Source organism: Balneola sp. (genome assembly GCA_003712055.1).
GTDB lineage: Bacteria > Bacteroidota > Rhodothermia > Balneolales > Balneolaceae > RHLJ01.
The window spans coordinates 435,170-450,661 of the sequence record RHLJ01000003.1 but is presented as its reverse complement, the minus strand read 5'-3'; the positions used below and the strand labels follow the sequence as shown (position 1 = coordinate 450,661).

Here is a 15,492-nt window from a genome sequence, read left to right as displayed (position 1 = left end):
AAAGTTTTAGTGCCTATAGAATAGTTGATACCATCTTAATTAATAATCTAATCTTGATGTGTATTATGGTTAAAAGGTCAAAACTTCTACTTCTATTCTTTCTATTAAGCCCATTACTGGGATATTCCCAATCTAATTTCAAATTCAGTTCAACTTTCCTGGTACAACAGGAGTCAGATTTTAATAGACTCAATCCAATTGTAGAATCCTTTGATCAAAAAATGATTTCAAAAGGAGCTGAGAAATCAGAAAATGAAGGACTTGTCTTTTTAATTGGAGCAAGTGATGTGGATTTAGAAGGAAATATTGTTTTGTCAATTACAGTCTTTTCCAGGCTACCAGAGAATATCATTCAAAGCGGTAAAATGGGTCAGGCTTTTTATCTGGCAGTGGATACAGAGCCTCTTCAAAGGCTTACAGAAGGGGGGGCAAGGATTAGGGAAGAATTAAGTGAAGACTACCTACGTCAATTTATGATGGTTTTGGAAAATGAAATCATCTTAACTAATACCAAAACATTAGACAAAGATTTGGATAAGTATATTCTTCGATATCAAAAAAGAAGAATTACAAAATAGAGTTTAAATCCTTTTCAGGTTCCGCATAACTAAACCGATCTAATAGTGAGGGAAGAGCGTACCCATCGAGACCAGTTGCGGTAATAGTACCTGCTTTTGTGAGATCTATAAAGCCATCATTCATTTGGAAATTTTGATCAATAATGAGATGCTCGATCCTGGCGACAATGAAAATGCAGTCATTCTCTTTTAGGAAATATTCATTTTCATAGGAACAGCCGATTTTGATCCGGCTTTCTTTTACAAAAGGAGCTTCAAATCCATCTTGGTACTCCTCTGTTAAACCTGTAGCTCTAAATTCAGAAACTCCTTCAGGGTATTTAGCGGAGGTTTGATGAGCTTGTTTTATCATGCCAGCATGGACATGATTCACAGTAAAAACGCCGGTAGATTTCAAGTTATCATAGGTATTTCGAGTAACAGTTCTGGGGCGTAGCACAAAACCGAGTAATGGAGGATTACTTCCCAGGTGTGTTATTGAGCTGAAAATTGCAAGATTTGTGCTGCCATCTTTTGAGCAGGTTCCCAATAAATTGGAAGACTTATATCCTGTTACACTATTGATACAATGCGCTCTGTATCGGGAAGGCATTTGCTCAAAGTCTTTTATAGATAAATGAGTCATAGATTTTTTTGACTCAGTAACTCTCTTCTTGTAGTTAAAGTTCGACCTTCTGGCTTCCAATCCTTTTCTTTATCTAAAAATCACTAACTTGATGCGCAATAAAACTAGCTACAGAGACTAACTTCATGTCACAAAAAACTCCGTTCTATTCACTTCATCAAGAAGCAGGGGCTAAACTTGTCGATTTTGCAGGATTTGAAATGCCTGTACAGTATAAAGGTATTAAAGTAGAACACGTAGCGGTAAGGGAAGCGGTAGGTGTGTTCGATGTTTCGCATATGGGTGAGTTTTTTATTTCGGGCCCCGAGGCTTTTGACCTTGTTCAAAAAGTGACGGTTAACGATGTCTCTAAACTGGTCCCAGGAAAGGCACAATATTCATGCATGTGCTATGAGGATGGGGGTATTGTTGATGACCTGATCGTATATCATCTATTTGATGATTATGGATATATCCTGGTAGTTAATGCTTCTAATATTGAAAAAGACCTGGCATGGATTAATCAAAATAACACCTTCGATGCCCAGGTACACGATAATTCTCCTGACACTGCTTTGCTGGCTGTGCAAGGTCCAAAATCAATTGAAACACTTCAAAAACTTACTGACCTGGACTTGAGCGGTATTGCCTTTTACAGTTATAAGATGGGAAATCTTGCAGGTCTTGGAGATGTTATTTTTTCTGCTACCGGGTATACTGGCGAAAAGGGGTTCGAACTTTATTTTGACAAAAACACGGTTGACCCAAAAGCGGTTTGGAATGCAATTTTTGAAGCCGGTGAAGAATTTGGGATTGAAGCATGTGGACTTGGAGCTCGTGATACACTTCGCTTAGAAATGGGATATGCCCTTTATGGAAATGATATCACCAAAGATACACATCCACTTGAGGCTCGGCTAGGCTGGATCACGAAATTTGACAAAGGTGATTTCATTGCTAAAGAAACACTGCTTAAAAAGAAAGAAGAAGGAATTACCCGCCAATTGGTTGGATTTGTAATGGAGGATGAACGATCAATTCCCAGAAACGGGTATGAAATTGTTGATGAGTCAGGCAACATTATCGGGGAGGTATCCAGTGGAACAATGTCCATTACTTTAGGTAAAGGAATTGGGATGGGATACGTGAGCAAAGAGTACGCAGCTGAAGGGACAGCGATACAAATTGCCATTCGTAAAAAAACAGCACCAGCAACGGTGGCAAGGCCACCATTCATAAAAAAATAAATAAGAGAGAATATGCCAGACTTACGCTATATCGATGTTTTCTTTTCTGTTCATGCTTTTCAGGAAGAGGACCTAAGAGGAAAAAGTGCAGTAATTATTGACATCCTGCGAGCTTCTTCATCTATAGTAACAGCTATAAATAGTGGGGCTAAAAAAATTATCCCTGTTGAGGATATGAGTGATGCCGTTAAAATAGCTCGCACAATGGATGCAAATGATTATCTGCTTTGTGGCGAAAAAGATGGGTCAAAAATTGAAGGCTACCATCTTGGAAATTCCCCTCTGGAATACACTAAGGAAGCAGTAGCTGATAAGACCCTGATCTTTAACACAACCAACGGCACAAAAGCTATAAAGAAAGCCAGTCTTGCAAACCGAATTTATATTGGTTCCTTTTTGAATCAAAAAAGCATTCTAAAAGCACTAAAGGAACATGATGATGAAGTTGTTCTTATTTGTTCGGGCTGGAGAGGAAGACTGGCACTTGAAGATACTATGTTCGCGGGGTCACTTATACATGCTCTTTGCAAAGGAAACCTTCCCGATAACACAAAAGATGGAGCAAAAGTAGCTTTTGGTCTTTTCGAACGATTTGGAGATACTCTAGAGGAAACTATTCAGAAAAGTGATCATGCTTTTCGTTTAAGAAATCTGGTTCCTGAGGATGATGTTCCTTTTTGTTGCCAGGTAGATAAATTTAAAGTACTCCCCGGGATGAAGGACGGGATCATAACAGACTTAAATGGCTAAGAAAAAGCTGAATACTGCTACTAATCAACGGTTGAATTCGGGTAGAAAAAAAGAGATTGCCGGAATTATTGTGATAGCCATAGCTGTGTTGCTTGGATTAAGTATCATGTCTTACACATCCAGCGACTATCAGTATGCAAGAAGTATCACATTTACCGACTTATTTAATCCTGATGCTAACTCCAGGTTAGTCCAAAACTGGTTAGGACCTGTTGGGGCTTATATATCTCATTTTTTGGTGTACTCCCTGTTTGGATATACCAGCATTATTTTTGCGCTTATTGTTGGGTATAATGGATGGCACATCTTCAGAAGAAGAGAGTTTAAAGAAAATAATTGGCTGAATATCCTGTCCGTCTGGGGGATGATATTGCTATCTACATTTATTGGTTGGCTAAATACCAATGCTAATTTCCCCGACGATTCTATTTGGAGTGGAGTATCTGGAGTAGCAATTTCCCGCATCCTCCAAAACATTACGGGGGTAGCTTCTATTTTTATTCTTTCAGTGTCGGTGATAGTAACTTTGCTGTTGCTTTGGGATCGTGATCTCCAGAAAACCATTGATAGTGTTAAAATCTGGATGGATAATTTGCGGGATAAGATGGAGCAATCTCGGATCGCCAGAGAAGAAAAGAAAGCCCAGCGAATTGCTGAAAGAGAAGAAAGAGTTGCAGCTAAAAAAGCTGAAATTCAATTACAGAAAGAAGAAAAGGAAGTAGAGGCAGCAGCTAAAAAACGAGAAGAAGCAATACAAAAGCGACAGATTGCAGAAGCGAAATCAAAAGAAGAAGCGGTAAAGCCCAAGCCAAGTATTGAAGATATCGTAGAGAAGTCGGAAGAAGAAGATCGAAAGAGAATCGAGAAAGAAAAAGCAGAAGTTCAAACCCTCGATACTCGTCCAAGGGCAATTATTGAAAAGCCTGATTCCGAGCCAGAAGAAGGAAGCGAGGAAGACGTTGAAGTCGCCATCTTTAAAGGAGAAGGTGATGAGGAAGCAGGAGAAAAAGATTTAGATAAACTGAATGCCGATAAAGCTAAAGAAGTACCGGTAATCAAGTATAAGTTCCCTACTATTGAGCTTCTTAATACTCCTCCCAATGAAGGAAATGAAGTTGACCTGGAGGAGATAAAGGAAAATAAGCGCATCATTCTCGACAAGCTGAGACGTCATAAAATCGAGATCGTTGGGATTAATGCCATTGTTGGCCCCACGGTGACTTTATATGAACTTGAGCCGGCGCCGGATGTGAAGATTAGTAAGATCGAGAGCTACTCCAACGACTTGAAAATGGCCACAGCTTCGAAGGGCCTTCGAATGCTAGCTCCAATTCCTGGGAAATCTGCGGTAGGGATTGAAGTTCCAAATAGCACACGGGAAACGGTATACATAAAGCAGGTAATTAATACCAAAAAGTTTGTAGAAACCAGCATGACTTTGCCGGTTGCATTTGGTAAAACCATTGAAAATGAAGTATTCATGATGGATTTAACCAAAATGCCACATCTCCTGGTAGCAGGAGCTACAGGTTCTGGTAAGTCAGTGGGTATAAATACCATCATTACCTGTCTTCTCTACAAGTGTCACCCTGACAATCTTAAATTTGTGATGATAGATCCAAAGAAGATTGAACTTTCTTTGTATCGAAATATCCAGAATCATTTTTTGGCCATGTTGCCAGATGCTGATGAGCCTATTATCACTGATACCACCAAAGCACTGGAAACACTAAATAGTGTTTGTAAAGAAATGGATGATCGTTACGATCTCCTCAAAATGGCTATGGTTCGGGATATCAAGGCGTATAATGCCAAGTACAAGGAAGAGGAACTTGAGGAAGAATTAGGGCACCGTCATCTGCCATATATCGTAGTAATTATTGACGAGCTTGCCGATTTAATGATGACTGCTGGAAAACAAATCGAAGAACCGATCGCGCGGATTGCTCAATTAGCACGAGCCGTTGGTATTCATCTCGTAGTAGCCACTCAGCGGCCATCTGTAAATGTAATTACCGGTACCATTAAAGCGAACTTCCCGGCTCGGTTGGCTTACCAGGTTGCTTCAAAAGTGGATTCCAGAACTATCCTGGATGTGGGTGGTGCTGATCAGTTGGTTGGAATGGGGGATATGCTCTTTACAAATGGCGCAGGAATGACACGTATTCAGAACGCTTTTGTATCAACAGAAGAAGTGGAAGCAATAAATGCATTTATTGGTCAACAGGCTGGGTATAAAGAACCATTTCATCTGCCAATTATCCAGGAAGACAATGCGGGAGTTCCGGATCCGTTAGAAGACATTGACGATATGTTTGAAGCAGCAGCCAAAGTGGTGATGCTTCATCAACAAGGTTCGGTTTCACTACTTCAAAGAAAATTGAAAATAGGGTATAACCGGGCTGGAAGAATTATAGACCAATTATTTAATGCAGGGATTGTTGGACCATATCAAGGAAGTACAGCCAGAGATGTTCTTATCCAGGAAGAAGAAGAACTTCGCGAAATTATGGATGGACTTAATGAGCTCGATTAAGCTACTCGCAGTGATTTTCTCAGTATTGCTAATCTTTTCAGAAACGGGGAAAGCTCAGAGCCCGGCCTTTGATGAACTTCGAGGGAAATTTGCTGATAACCAGGTGTTCACTTCATCATTTGAGCATACCTATATCGATTCCTATACCGGAGAAACAAGCACTTCAACGGGAGTGATATGGATAGATCAGGTTGGATATAAGTTGGAGGGTGATCATCAATTAATTCTTGTAGACGGAGAACTTTCTAAAGTATATGATGAACTTAGAAACAGGTTAATCATCAGCGAATATGATCCCGATGAAGATGATTTTGCTCCATCCCGAATGCTTAGCGGATTGGATGATACCTATACCCCTGCTCAGGAAAGTCTTGATAACGGAAATACTTTGATAGTACTTACTACAGAAGATGATTTTGAGGTATTTGTAAGGGTGGAGATAGAGGTGGATTCAAACTTAGAGCCCTTGAAAATAACTGCGTACGATTTTGCAGAAAATGTGATCATTACCACTTTTGAAAATGGTGAGTTTATATCCAGAGATGAAAATCTTTTCACACTGGATTATCCTGATGATGCTGAAGTGGTAGATATGAGGTTTTAAGATTGAATAAGATTTTAAAAATAGGGTTAAGTGTAGTTTTTGCTGCACTTTTTTTATGGTTGGCCTTCAGAAATGTCGAGTTTTCCGAAATCATGGAAGCCTCAAAGGAAATGAGTTGGGGATGGACTTTCCCCTTTACCTTATGTTTGATCCTTTCGCACTATTTACGAGCGGAACGCTGGAGAATGCTTTTTAATGACGGTGGTGTGATTCCTCATCGCTTTACTTTATTCACCGGCGTTATGTTTGGCTATCTCTCTAATATCCCTGTTCCGAGGTTAGGAGAAGTTACACGTCCGATTTATGTAGCAAGACAAGTTGGAGAAAGTAATTCCAAGATCATTGGCACTATAGTACTGGAAAGAATTGTCGATGTATTGAGTATGCTTATAATCATGGCCTTTGTTGGAATATTTCTCATTTCGGATGCAGAAATACTGAATCGACTTTTTGGGATAGACTTTACCAATTCCGATGAGGTATCCTCAATAGTTGGGAGCCTTGCATTAGTTGGTGTTGCGGCTCTAATAGTTGGGGCAATGCTTTTCTTTATGGTAGTAAGGCTAAGCAAAGGAGACACAGCTTTTGCTCGTTTTATTAATAAAGTAAGGGAGGCCTCAAAGAATTTTTTTGCAGGTGTGCTTTCAATTAGAAAGCTTAAGAACTGGCCCCTCTTTTTATTTTATACCTTCGCCATTTGGGGATTCTATATCCTGATGATCTACTTCCCATTTTGGATGTTCGATTTACACATCAGCTTTGAATTATCCTTAGCAGATGCTGTGGTACTTACTATGGTCTCTGCTGTGGGTATATCAATCCCAACACCCGGAGGCATAGGAAGCTATCACTATTTTATTACATACAGCCTTTTTGTGTTATATGCAGTTCCAGAAGTCACCGGGTTAGCTTTTGCCACAATAACACATGCTGCTACACTCCTGTTAGTAATGCTTATTGCCCCTATCTGTCTTGCCATCGACAAATTTGTAGTACTGAGAAAAGAGGCGGTTGAGAAATAAGAAGTTCGCTTAAGGAACCCAAAACTGTAAATACAGTACACTTTTTCGGTTACCTGCGGGTTAAACCTTGGTTTAAAAATTAGTACATTCCCCAAACCCCGTTTTTAGATGCGATTCGTTAAAGGATTTATTTTTATTGCTACCCTTTTTGTTTGGTCTGATATTCAGGCTCAAACCGGCACCAATCCCCAAAACTCCCTCCTTCCTGAGATTAATCCCCAGGATATTGAGATACGGAGTGAATTCAGGGCTCGTTTTCCGGGGCTAAGACGCCAACCCATTCTTGGATTCAATCCCAAACCACGAGTTTTTCGGATTAACCCAAACCGAATGCCGTTTATGGAAACCCGTGATGAGGCTGTAGCAAGTATTGCCATTACGCAACTAGACCGTCCTGCACCGCCTTCAAAATCAACATTAAAGACACCAGACAGAACCATTGGTTTACTACGCGCGGGGGTAGGCAGCTTTGTGACACCCGAAGCTGAACTATATGCATTCCATTCTTTTAATGAGCGAACGGCTGCTAAGGCCAATATTAACTACCAGTCGACGGATGGTCATCTTGATGACCATTTAAGTAGTTTCCGATTTTTTGACGGGAGTATAGGGTTACGTAATCAGGTTAGTGAGGACCTTTCGGTTTCCGGAGATATAGGCTTTTTAAGTGATTTTAACCGGGTGTTTGACCTGGCTCCTATATTTCAGGCTGGAATAGGGGAGACCGCAAAAAAGGAGTATTTGGGATTTGGAGCGGAGGTAAACGTTACCCAAACTAAGAATGCCTTAGAAGGTTGGGAGCTAAATGTTGGAGTAAATACTGTCAATATTGATTTGTTGGCAGGGGCAACCCGATCTGGCGAGGTTAACGAGCAAAACTTCAATGTTGATTTTGGAAAGTATTGGGCAGGAAGAAAACTCTATGAAACATTCAAAGTTGAGGGCTCAGTACGAGGTGGGAATTACCAGTATTCCGGTATTTCTTCAAGACAATGGATTGACGCCAGGGGTGGTTTAGAATATCGGAAGATGCTCAATTTTAGTGCTCACATCTCAGCTAAGGGAGGAATCGCTTATGTATCAGATGGGCTTTCAAGTCAATTATATATAAATCCGGAATTGAAATTAAGGTACAATCTAAGAGATGCTGTTATTATTACAGGGAGTTTATGGGGGCGCCCTGAAATGAATTCAGTATATGAGCACCATCAAATTAATCGATTATTAAACACTCAAACAGATTTACAGCATAGCTATAACTCTGGTGTTTCAGGAGAAATAGCGTTTCAACCTCTTGAAGGCAACCGGATTTTCGGTGGTATGACCTATCAGATTACTAAAGATTATGCTTTCTATTCCAGGGATGTTGAAACACAGGGAGGTACGGACTTCTTTACCTTTTATAATGTGGATTATGGAAAGGCAAACATATTTGAGTTTTATGGAGGTATCACTCAACAATTAGTTGCAGAGAAATTCTGGTTCGATGCGAAAGTATACGCTCGCAGACTAAAGCTTTCAGCAGGTGGTGACATTCCTTTTGAAGAACGGTTTGGCTTGAATGCTTCACTTTCATACAAACTGGCTGATGACCTAACGATCTCGGGATGGTCGGAATACACAGGAAAAAGAGAAGCACCTTCTTCAGATGAAGATTTAAAAGCATTTGTGCTTGTTAACGGAAGTGCAGAGTATCAAATAACAAACCGATTTGGGGTTTATCTCAAAGTGTTGAATATTTTAGGGCAAAAGTATGAACTTTGGGAAGGCTACGAGGAACGCCCATTTCAGGTCTATGGAGGATTAACCGTAACTTTTTAGCTATGACAAAAGATTTTTTAAAAGCTTTTGGTATTGTAATACGTGATCAGATTATCATGAAAAACTCAGTCCAGGTAAATGGACTGGGTACATTCAAAGCCACACATCATACTCAAAGCCAGGAGAAAAGAGCTGATGGCAAAACGGTAATGCTTCCCCCGAGGGATGCTATTGAGTTTAATGCTGAATAGGGGAACTGTATGCATATAGATCACAAACAACTACTCGATTTACTGATTGAAACTTCTGGTCAGGATCAGGAAAAAATTGAAAAGCAGATTGCTGAACTTATTGATGAGATAAATCAGGCTGTGGCTGATGGTGAAGCATATGAAATAGAAGGCTTTGGAATTTTTAGTGGCTTGGGTGATAGAATTCTTTTTATTCCGTCAAAGGAATTAGAAACAGAGATCAACTTTAAATATGTGGGGATGGAGCCCATCGAACTAGATGAGGATCAGGTAAGTCCGGCTCCCGAACTTGAGGAAGATCCATTTGAATCATTACAGGGGGAATCATCCGCTAATTCAAGAGATCCATTTGCGGGATTGGTAGAAGATTTTGATGAAGAAGAAAAACCTGAGGGCACCGAAGATTCTATTGTTTTTGGGGTGGAATCTGAAAAGGACTTGGGTACCGAAAGTGATGCCGAAGCTATAGAAGAAGAACAAGTTCCAGGTCCTGATTCTTGGGGGATTGAAGCACATAAAGAGGGCTCAGAATCAGCAAATAAGCTGATTTCAAGTTTGATGGGAGAAGAGTACCTGGAACAGGAAAATGCAGATCAGGAATCAGCAGAGGAAGAAAGTGTTGAGGAGGATTCATTTGAGGATATCTTTGGTGAAGAAGAACAGGAAGTAGAAGCGGATGAGTCTCATACACAAGAAGAAGCATCTGTAGGTGGTCTAGATGCAGAACTCGCGAGTTTGATGGGCGATGATACTACGGTTACCTCTTCGGAGGAATTAGAAGCGGGTCTGTATGAAGAAGATATTATGGATGTATTCTCTGAATTAGAAAGTGAGGATGAAGAGGCTTCAGAGCTGGCTGAGCCAGAGCCTAGCCTTGAAGAAAGAGAAGAAGAAACGCTTGATGAGATTATTGATGAAATCAGCACAGAAGAATTGGAAGAAGTATTAAGCGAATCAGAATCAACAGAAAGCGTTGAAGATGTTATTGAGGAGGAAGAAACGGAGGAAACTGCACAAGAAGAAATAACTGATGTAGAAGAAGAGCTCGAAGATGAATTTGATGACTTCGACGACCCATTTTTAGATTTGGAAGAAGATGAGGAAGAAGAATTACCTCCTGCCAATGTTTCTCATTCTGAAGAAATTATTCCTGTAATAAAAAATATTACCTCAGGAGTTATTTCTAAAAAAGAAGAACCAGGGGAAAAAGAAGAAGCAAAGCCAAAAGTTAAACCACCAAAAGCGCCTAAAAAAGAAGCAAAACCAGCTCCCGTTTGGCTTTGGATTATACTATTCCTAGTTATTTTTGTAGGTGGAACGGCCGGTTTAGGTTATTATGGTATTGTGAACATTCCAGGTATAACTCCAGGCTATGAAGTAGCAAGTAATACCTCTGAGCCAGTTACTCAACCACCCCAACAGCAAACACCCCCTGCTGAGGCTCAACCTCAGCAGCAAGAGGAAACAACTACTCAGGCAGAACAACAATCCCCGGTACAGGAACAGGCAGCTCCTCCTCCCGTTCAACAACCAATAAGTACTCCACAGAATGTACCAGAGGGACAGGAACTATACGGATTAACCGGAGTAGTATCAGAAGCTGCCAATGATGGTTATACCATTGTTTTATTCTCACTAAGTATAGAACAAAACGCCTACGCTAAGCAGCAAGAGCTAAGCAATGCAGGGTATAGAGCATTCGTTACTCCAGTGCCTTCAACACAATATGGTACCTTATGGAGGGTTAGTATTGGGCAGTTTGCAAGCTTAAGAGATGCGGCTATAGGGGCAGAAGAAATGCCCTCAGAATATCAAGAAAGTTATTTTATAAAAAGAATTACAAACTAATCATCTACATGAACTTAGCGTTTTTATTTTGGCAGGATTCTACGGCTATCGACTCCCTGTCACTTTCACTTCAAACCGATCAGGTAACGTTTTTTGACTTAATGGTAGAAGGAGGAATCTTGATGATTCCCATATTTCTTCTTCTGTTAATATCCATTTATGTAATTGTAGAACGATGGAGCGCACTTTCAAGATCCCATACCGATACCGAAAGGTTTTTAGGTTCAATCGAAGGTATGCTTAAATCAGGGCTTCAAAGTGACGCTATTGCTTACTGTGACGATTTCGATAAACCCCTAGCTCGGATTATTAAGGCAGGAATTAAACGATTGGGACGTCCAATCAGAGACATCGAAGATGCTATCGACAATGCAGGTAAAAAAGAAATTTTCTTCCTCGAAAAAAGGATGAATTGGTTAGCCACCATTGCCGGGGTTGCCCCCCTATTGGGTTTCACCGGAACAGTAACGGGTATGATAGAGGCCTTTATGGATATTCAATCACTTCAAGGAAATGTAAACCCAAGCGCATTAGCTGGGGGTATATGGGAAGCCTTGATTACCACAGCGGCAGGTCTAATTGTAGGTTTGATTGCTTTTGGTTTTTATAATTTCTTGTTAGGTCGAATCAACCGATCCATTTTTGAGCTTGAAAATGCTTCCGCTGATTTTATTGATTTACTTCAATCCCCGGCACCTAAAAAACAGGCATAAGAAATGGCAAGAGATTTCAGACGAGGAGATAAAAGACTTACTCCCCTTACTCTTTTTTCACAGTCCTCTTTGACTGACATTGTATTGCTGCTTCTAATTTTCTTCCTGCTAACCTCCTCCTTTGTGACCAATTTTGGAATAAAGGTAGACATCCCAAGGGCAGAAAGTAGTTCAGTTACCAATAATGAATTTATTTCTGTAGCAATCACACGAGATGGCCAGTTTTATGTAGAAGGGGAACTAACGGCTGCGGGGTCTCTTTCGGGAGCGATTAGGCAAGCAAAAAATAATAAATCGGCCAGCACAATCGTATTAAGAGCGGATAAAAATTCAATCATTGACAATTCCGTAAGGGTGTTGAACATTGGGAAAGCTTTAGATCTTAGATTGGCAATAGCAACTGAACAAGGCTCATTCTAAACTATGAAACCTACTTTCACAAAGGATGATCAAAGAGCATTAGGGGTAACCCTTTCAGTGGCAGTAGTACTGCTCGCTTTTTCTTTGTGGTATACCATTGATATGGGTAAAAATCTTCGCCCATCCTTTATTGAAGTAGAATTTGGAGATTTTCAAACAGGTCAGCTCACCCAATTTTCAGAAGTTCAGAATGAGCAGGTGGCTACACGCCAAAATCCTTCAGAAGTAGAAGCCGAAGAACCTGTTGAAGAAGCTCCGGAGCCAGAAGAAGCTCCTCAAACTCCCGCTGAAGAAAATGTAAAGCCTGTTGATTTACCCGACGAAGTAGAAGAAGTAGAAAATGACCCGGTAGAAACCCCTGATACTGAGGTAATTGATCCAACTACTACTGTAGAAGAACAGGCCGAAGAACAAATCGAAGTTCCTCCTCAAGCCCAGGTTGATGAGGAGCAAAATGAGGGTGCCGAAGAAAGCGGTGATGTGGATGGAGCTATTGGTGAAACCAACTCCGATCAGGGTATTGGAACCGATGAAGAAAAGACTTCTCCTTATGAGCTTAAATGGGAGGGCGATATTGAACGTGCCCCTATGGTTCAGCCTTTACCAAGCAATAATGCTAATACAGAAGCAGTTATTACCGTCCGTTTTGAAGTACGACCAAATGGTACCGTTGGAAGAATTATTCCTTTAAGAAAGATGAATCCGGAATTAGAAACAGAAGTAATGAGAACGTTGCGAACATGGAGGTTTTCGAGACTTCCAAGTGGAGTTCCGCAACAAGCTCAGTGGGGTACTATAACCTTTAGATTTGTATTTGATTAATGAAAAAACTGATTCTGATCCCTGTACTTATAATCATTGCCTTCATTTCTTGTAAAGATAATCCAGCCGGGATATCCGGAGAATATGGTGAAGTGAACAGCTGGATACGTACTCAAATGGACTTCTATTATTTCTGGGATCAATATGTACCGGATGAAGCAGATGGGACAGTAGCTCCGGAGGTGTTTTACGAGAGTATCCAGGAGCCAAATGATAGGTTCTCTTTTATCAGCGATGATGCCCAGGCATTGTTGGATGATTTAAGTGGAAATAGTGTTTCAGCGGGGTATTCTCCCGCCTTTGGCCGTATTAGCAGTACCGATGAGGTATTTATTGTAGTCGAATTTGTATATCCGGGAACCCCAGCTGCAGATGGAGGCATGGAGCGTGGTGATATTATCCTAGGTATTAACGGCATCCGATTAGATACCTTGAACTACCTTGATCTTTTTTACACTGAGGGGATGTCAACCTTTACTATGGGTGAAGCTAATTTTAGTGAAGAAGAACAGCGATACATTCTTACTGAAACGGGTGAGACTATTACAGCAGATGTAGGTCAAATCGAGTTAGATCCTGTAGTTTATACTAGTATTATTGACACCAGTGCACACAAAATCGGGTATATGTTTTATTCCAGGTTTGTAGATGGTGATGAAGATATATTTGTAACCAGCCTGATCAATACACTCACCGATTTCAATAACCAGGGGGTAACGGAGCTGGTGGTTGATCTTCGATATAACCCCGGGGGACAGGTATCGGTAGCGACCGAATTTGCTAATGCACTAGTTCCATCCATTAATGCTCAGAACGAAGATATTTTTATTCAATATGAATACAACGAGGAATACACAAATGCCTTGATCGATCAACAAGGCCTGGATTCTCCAAACCTTTCCACTCGTTTTTCTGAAGGCGATGTAAACCTGAACTTGGATAAAGTGTATTTCCTGGTAACAGGAGCCTCTGCTTCAGCCAGCGAATTAATCGTAACAGGGCTAGAGCCTTATATGGATGTTTATACTATTGGTACTCCGACGGTAGGTAAGTTTTATGGGGCCTTTGTGCTTGCAGATGATGTAAGCAACTACGCTATTGTTCCGGTCAGCTTTAAATACCTGAATGCAGATGGTTTTACCGATTTCGCGAGTGGCCTGGATCCTGATTTCTCAACATTCGAAAGCCTGTTTGCGACTGTGCCAATTGGTGACCTTAATGACCCGCTATTTTCTACAGCCATTGAGCATATAGTGAATGGAAGTGTGGTTACCAAGCCACTTCCTTTTACCCGGGAATTTATACCCCTTCGTGACCCGATTGAGCTGAAGAACGGCAATGTTTTGCTTGATTTTCCTGAAGAGTTCTAGTCAATTACTTTTAGCCCCTGTAAAACAGCTTCTGATTTTAATAGACTATTTACGTATCTAAAGTTCAAGTTAGGAGCAAATAATTCTAAGAACTAGCATGCATAGCAAAACTAGCTTTGATAAAAATCAATTGAGCGAAATAATAGTCTCAGCCATATCTAATCAAGGTTTGGTAAATGATAAAATTCGAGAAACCCTTAGAAAAGAGAGGGGCGATAAAAAGATTGTTGTTTTAGCAGCAGCTCCTAAAACAGGATCTACTTTTTTATTGAATACTCTAAGTTCTTTGACCGGGTATATTTGTACCAGATTAAGTGCTGCCTATGCTACTAACGAACATGATTTATATTTACCCGCATTATGCTTGCATAATAAAGATGGTTGCGTCTCTCAAATGCATATGAAGGGGACCTTCCATAACGCGCATTATCTTAACGTTTTTGATATAACACCCATAATTCTTGTAAGGGATATATTCGATATAATTATTAGCCTAAAAAAAGACTTGAGGGCTAAAGAAAAATTACCCTACTTCGATTTAGGTCTTAATGGATACTCTTTTTTATGGCAGGATAAAGCAACAAAAAAGTTAGATAGTGAACAGTTTATTGATCTAATTATTGATTTAGCAATTCCTTGGTACATAAATTTTTATGTGTCTTGGTATCGTCTTTGTGAACAGAAGATCATAAATACTAAGTGGGTTACTTACGAAGAATTATTTAGTGATAAGGAAAAAGTACTTAGGGATATAATGCGTTTTCTTGGTTTTGGTGAGATAGGAACAATAGATAAAAATATCTTATCAAAGAAGTACAGTACCTATAATTCCGATAAGAATCGTGAAACTAGCAGGTCGTTACTTACAGATTTACAAATCGAAAAGGTTTATGACTATACCTCTCACTATAAGGATATAGATTTTAGCAAATTTGGGCTTTGACTCATCCTATCAAAATACATTTC

The 15,492-nt window shown here is 40.2% G+C and carries 15 protein-coding genes; 14 read left to right on the top strand and 1 reads right to left on the bottom strand.

What is annotated here, in order from left to right; all coding sequences use genetic code 11:
• Positions 1-65: 65 nt before the first annotated feature.
• A complete protein-coding gene (locus ED557_09345) occupies positions 66-578 on the top strand; it encodes a hypothetical protein (GenBank protein RNC83965.1) in 513 nt (170 codons plus the stop codon).
• Here ED557_09345 and ED557_09340 read toward each other — a convergent pair.
• On the bottom strand, positions 568-1,203 hold the full coding sequence (locus tag ED557_09340) for a flavin oxidoreductase (protein RNC83964.1): 636 nt from the start codon (positions 1,201-1,203) through the stop codon (positions 568-570). The two genes, ED557_09345 and ED557_09340, sit on opposite strands and share 11 nt — an antisense overlap.
• 125 nt (positions 1,204-1,328) lie before the next feature.
• Between ED557_09340 and gcvT the strand changes: the two genes are divergently transcribed.
• The 13 genes from gcvT to ED557_09275 all read left to right on the top strand — a co-directional run bounded on the left by gcvT (position 1,329) and on the right by ED557_09275 (position 15,469).
• The gene (gcvT, locus tag ED557_09335; GenBank protein ID RNC83963.1) at positions 1,329-2,429 is read left to right on the top strand and encodes a glycine cleavage system aminomethyltransferase GcvT; all 1,101 of its coding nucleotides are present in this window, start codon (positions 1,329-1,331) and stop codon (positions 2,427-2,429) included.
• Between the two features lie 12 nt (positions 2,430-2,441).
• On the top strand, positions 2,442-3,179 hold the full coding sequence (locus ED557_09330; protein RNC83962.1) for a 2-phosphosulfolactate phosphatase: 738 nt from the start codon (positions 2,442-2,444) through the stop codon (positions 3,177-3,179).
• A complete protein-coding gene (locus ED557_09325) occupies positions 3,172-5,715 on the top strand; it encodes a DNA translocase FtsK (protein ID RNC83961.1) in 2,544 nt (847 codons plus the stop codon). Before ED557_09330 ends, ED557_09325 begins: the two co-directional genes overlap by 8 nt.
• On the top strand, positions 5,702-6,319 hold the full coding sequence (locus ED557_09320) for an outer membrane lipoprotein carrier protein LolA (protein ID RNC83960.1): 618 nt from the start codon (positions 5,702-5,704) through the stop codon (positions 6,317-6,319). The genes ED557_09325 and ED557_09320 overlap by 14 nt, the downstream gene beginning before the upstream one ends.
• 2 nt (positions 6,320-6,321) lie before the next feature.
• On the top strand, positions 6,322-7,341 hold the full coding sequence (locus tag ED557_09315; GenBank protein ID RNC83959.1) for a UPF0104 family protein: 1,020 nt from the start codon (positions 6,322-6,324) through the stop codon (positions 7,339-7,341).
• A 108-nt stretch (positions 7,342-7,449) separates the two neighbouring features.
• Positions 7,450-9,162 carry a TonB-dependent receptor gene (locus tag ED557_09310; GenBank protein RNC83958.1) on the top strand — a complete coding sequence of 571 codons (1,713 nt, stop codon included), beginning with the start codon at positions 7,450-7,452 and terminating at the stop codon, positions 9,160-9,162.
• Between the two features lie 2 nt (positions 9,163-9,164).
• Positions 9,165-9,353, top strand: a complete 189-nt coding sequence (locus ED557_09305) for a hypothetical protein (GenBank protein RNC83957.1) — start codon at positions 9,165-9,167, stop codon at positions 9,351-9,353.
• A 9-nt stretch (positions 9,354-9,362) separates the two neighbouring features.
• Positions 9,363-11,201, top strand: coding sequence for a hypothetical protein (locus tag ED557_09300; GenBank protein ID RNC83956.1), 1,839 nt, complete (start codon positions 9,363-9,365; stop codon positions 11,199-11,201).
• An 8-nt stretch (positions 11,202-11,209) separates the two neighbouring features.
• Positions 11,210-11,914: a MotA/TolQ/ExbB proton channel family protein gene (locus tag ED557_09295; GenBank protein RNC83955.1), complete on the top strand. Its 705-nt coding sequence runs from the start codon at positions 11,210-11,212 to the stop codon at positions 11,912-11,914.
• 3 nt (positions 11,915-11,917) lie between these two features.
• Positions 11,918-12,334: a biopolymer transporter ExbD gene (locus ED557_09290; GenBank protein ID RNC83954.1), complete on the top strand. Its 417-nt coding sequence runs from the start codon at positions 11,918-11,920 to the stop codon at positions 12,332-12,334.
• Between the two features lie 3 nt (positions 12,335-12,337).
• Positions 12,338-13,156 (top strand): energy transducer TonB, encoded by an 819-nt coding sequence (locus ED557_09285; protein ID RNC83953.1) that lies wholly within the window; start codon positions 12,338-12,340, stop codon positions 13,154-13,156.
• Positions 13,156-14,526 (top strand): hypothetical protein, encoded by a 1,371-nt coding sequence (locus ED557_09280; GenBank protein ID RNC83952.1) that lies wholly within the window; start codon positions 13,156-13,158, stop codon positions 14,524-14,526. Before ED557_09285 ends, ED557_09280 begins: the two co-directional genes overlap by 1 nt.
• A 97-nt stretch (positions 14,527-14,623) precedes the next feature.
• Entirely contained in the window at positions 14,624-15,469 is an 846-nt protein-coding gene (locus tag ED557_09275; protein RNC83951.1) for a hypothetical protein, read from the top strand.
• The last annotated feature ends 23 nt before the right edge of the window (positions 15,470-15,492 follow it).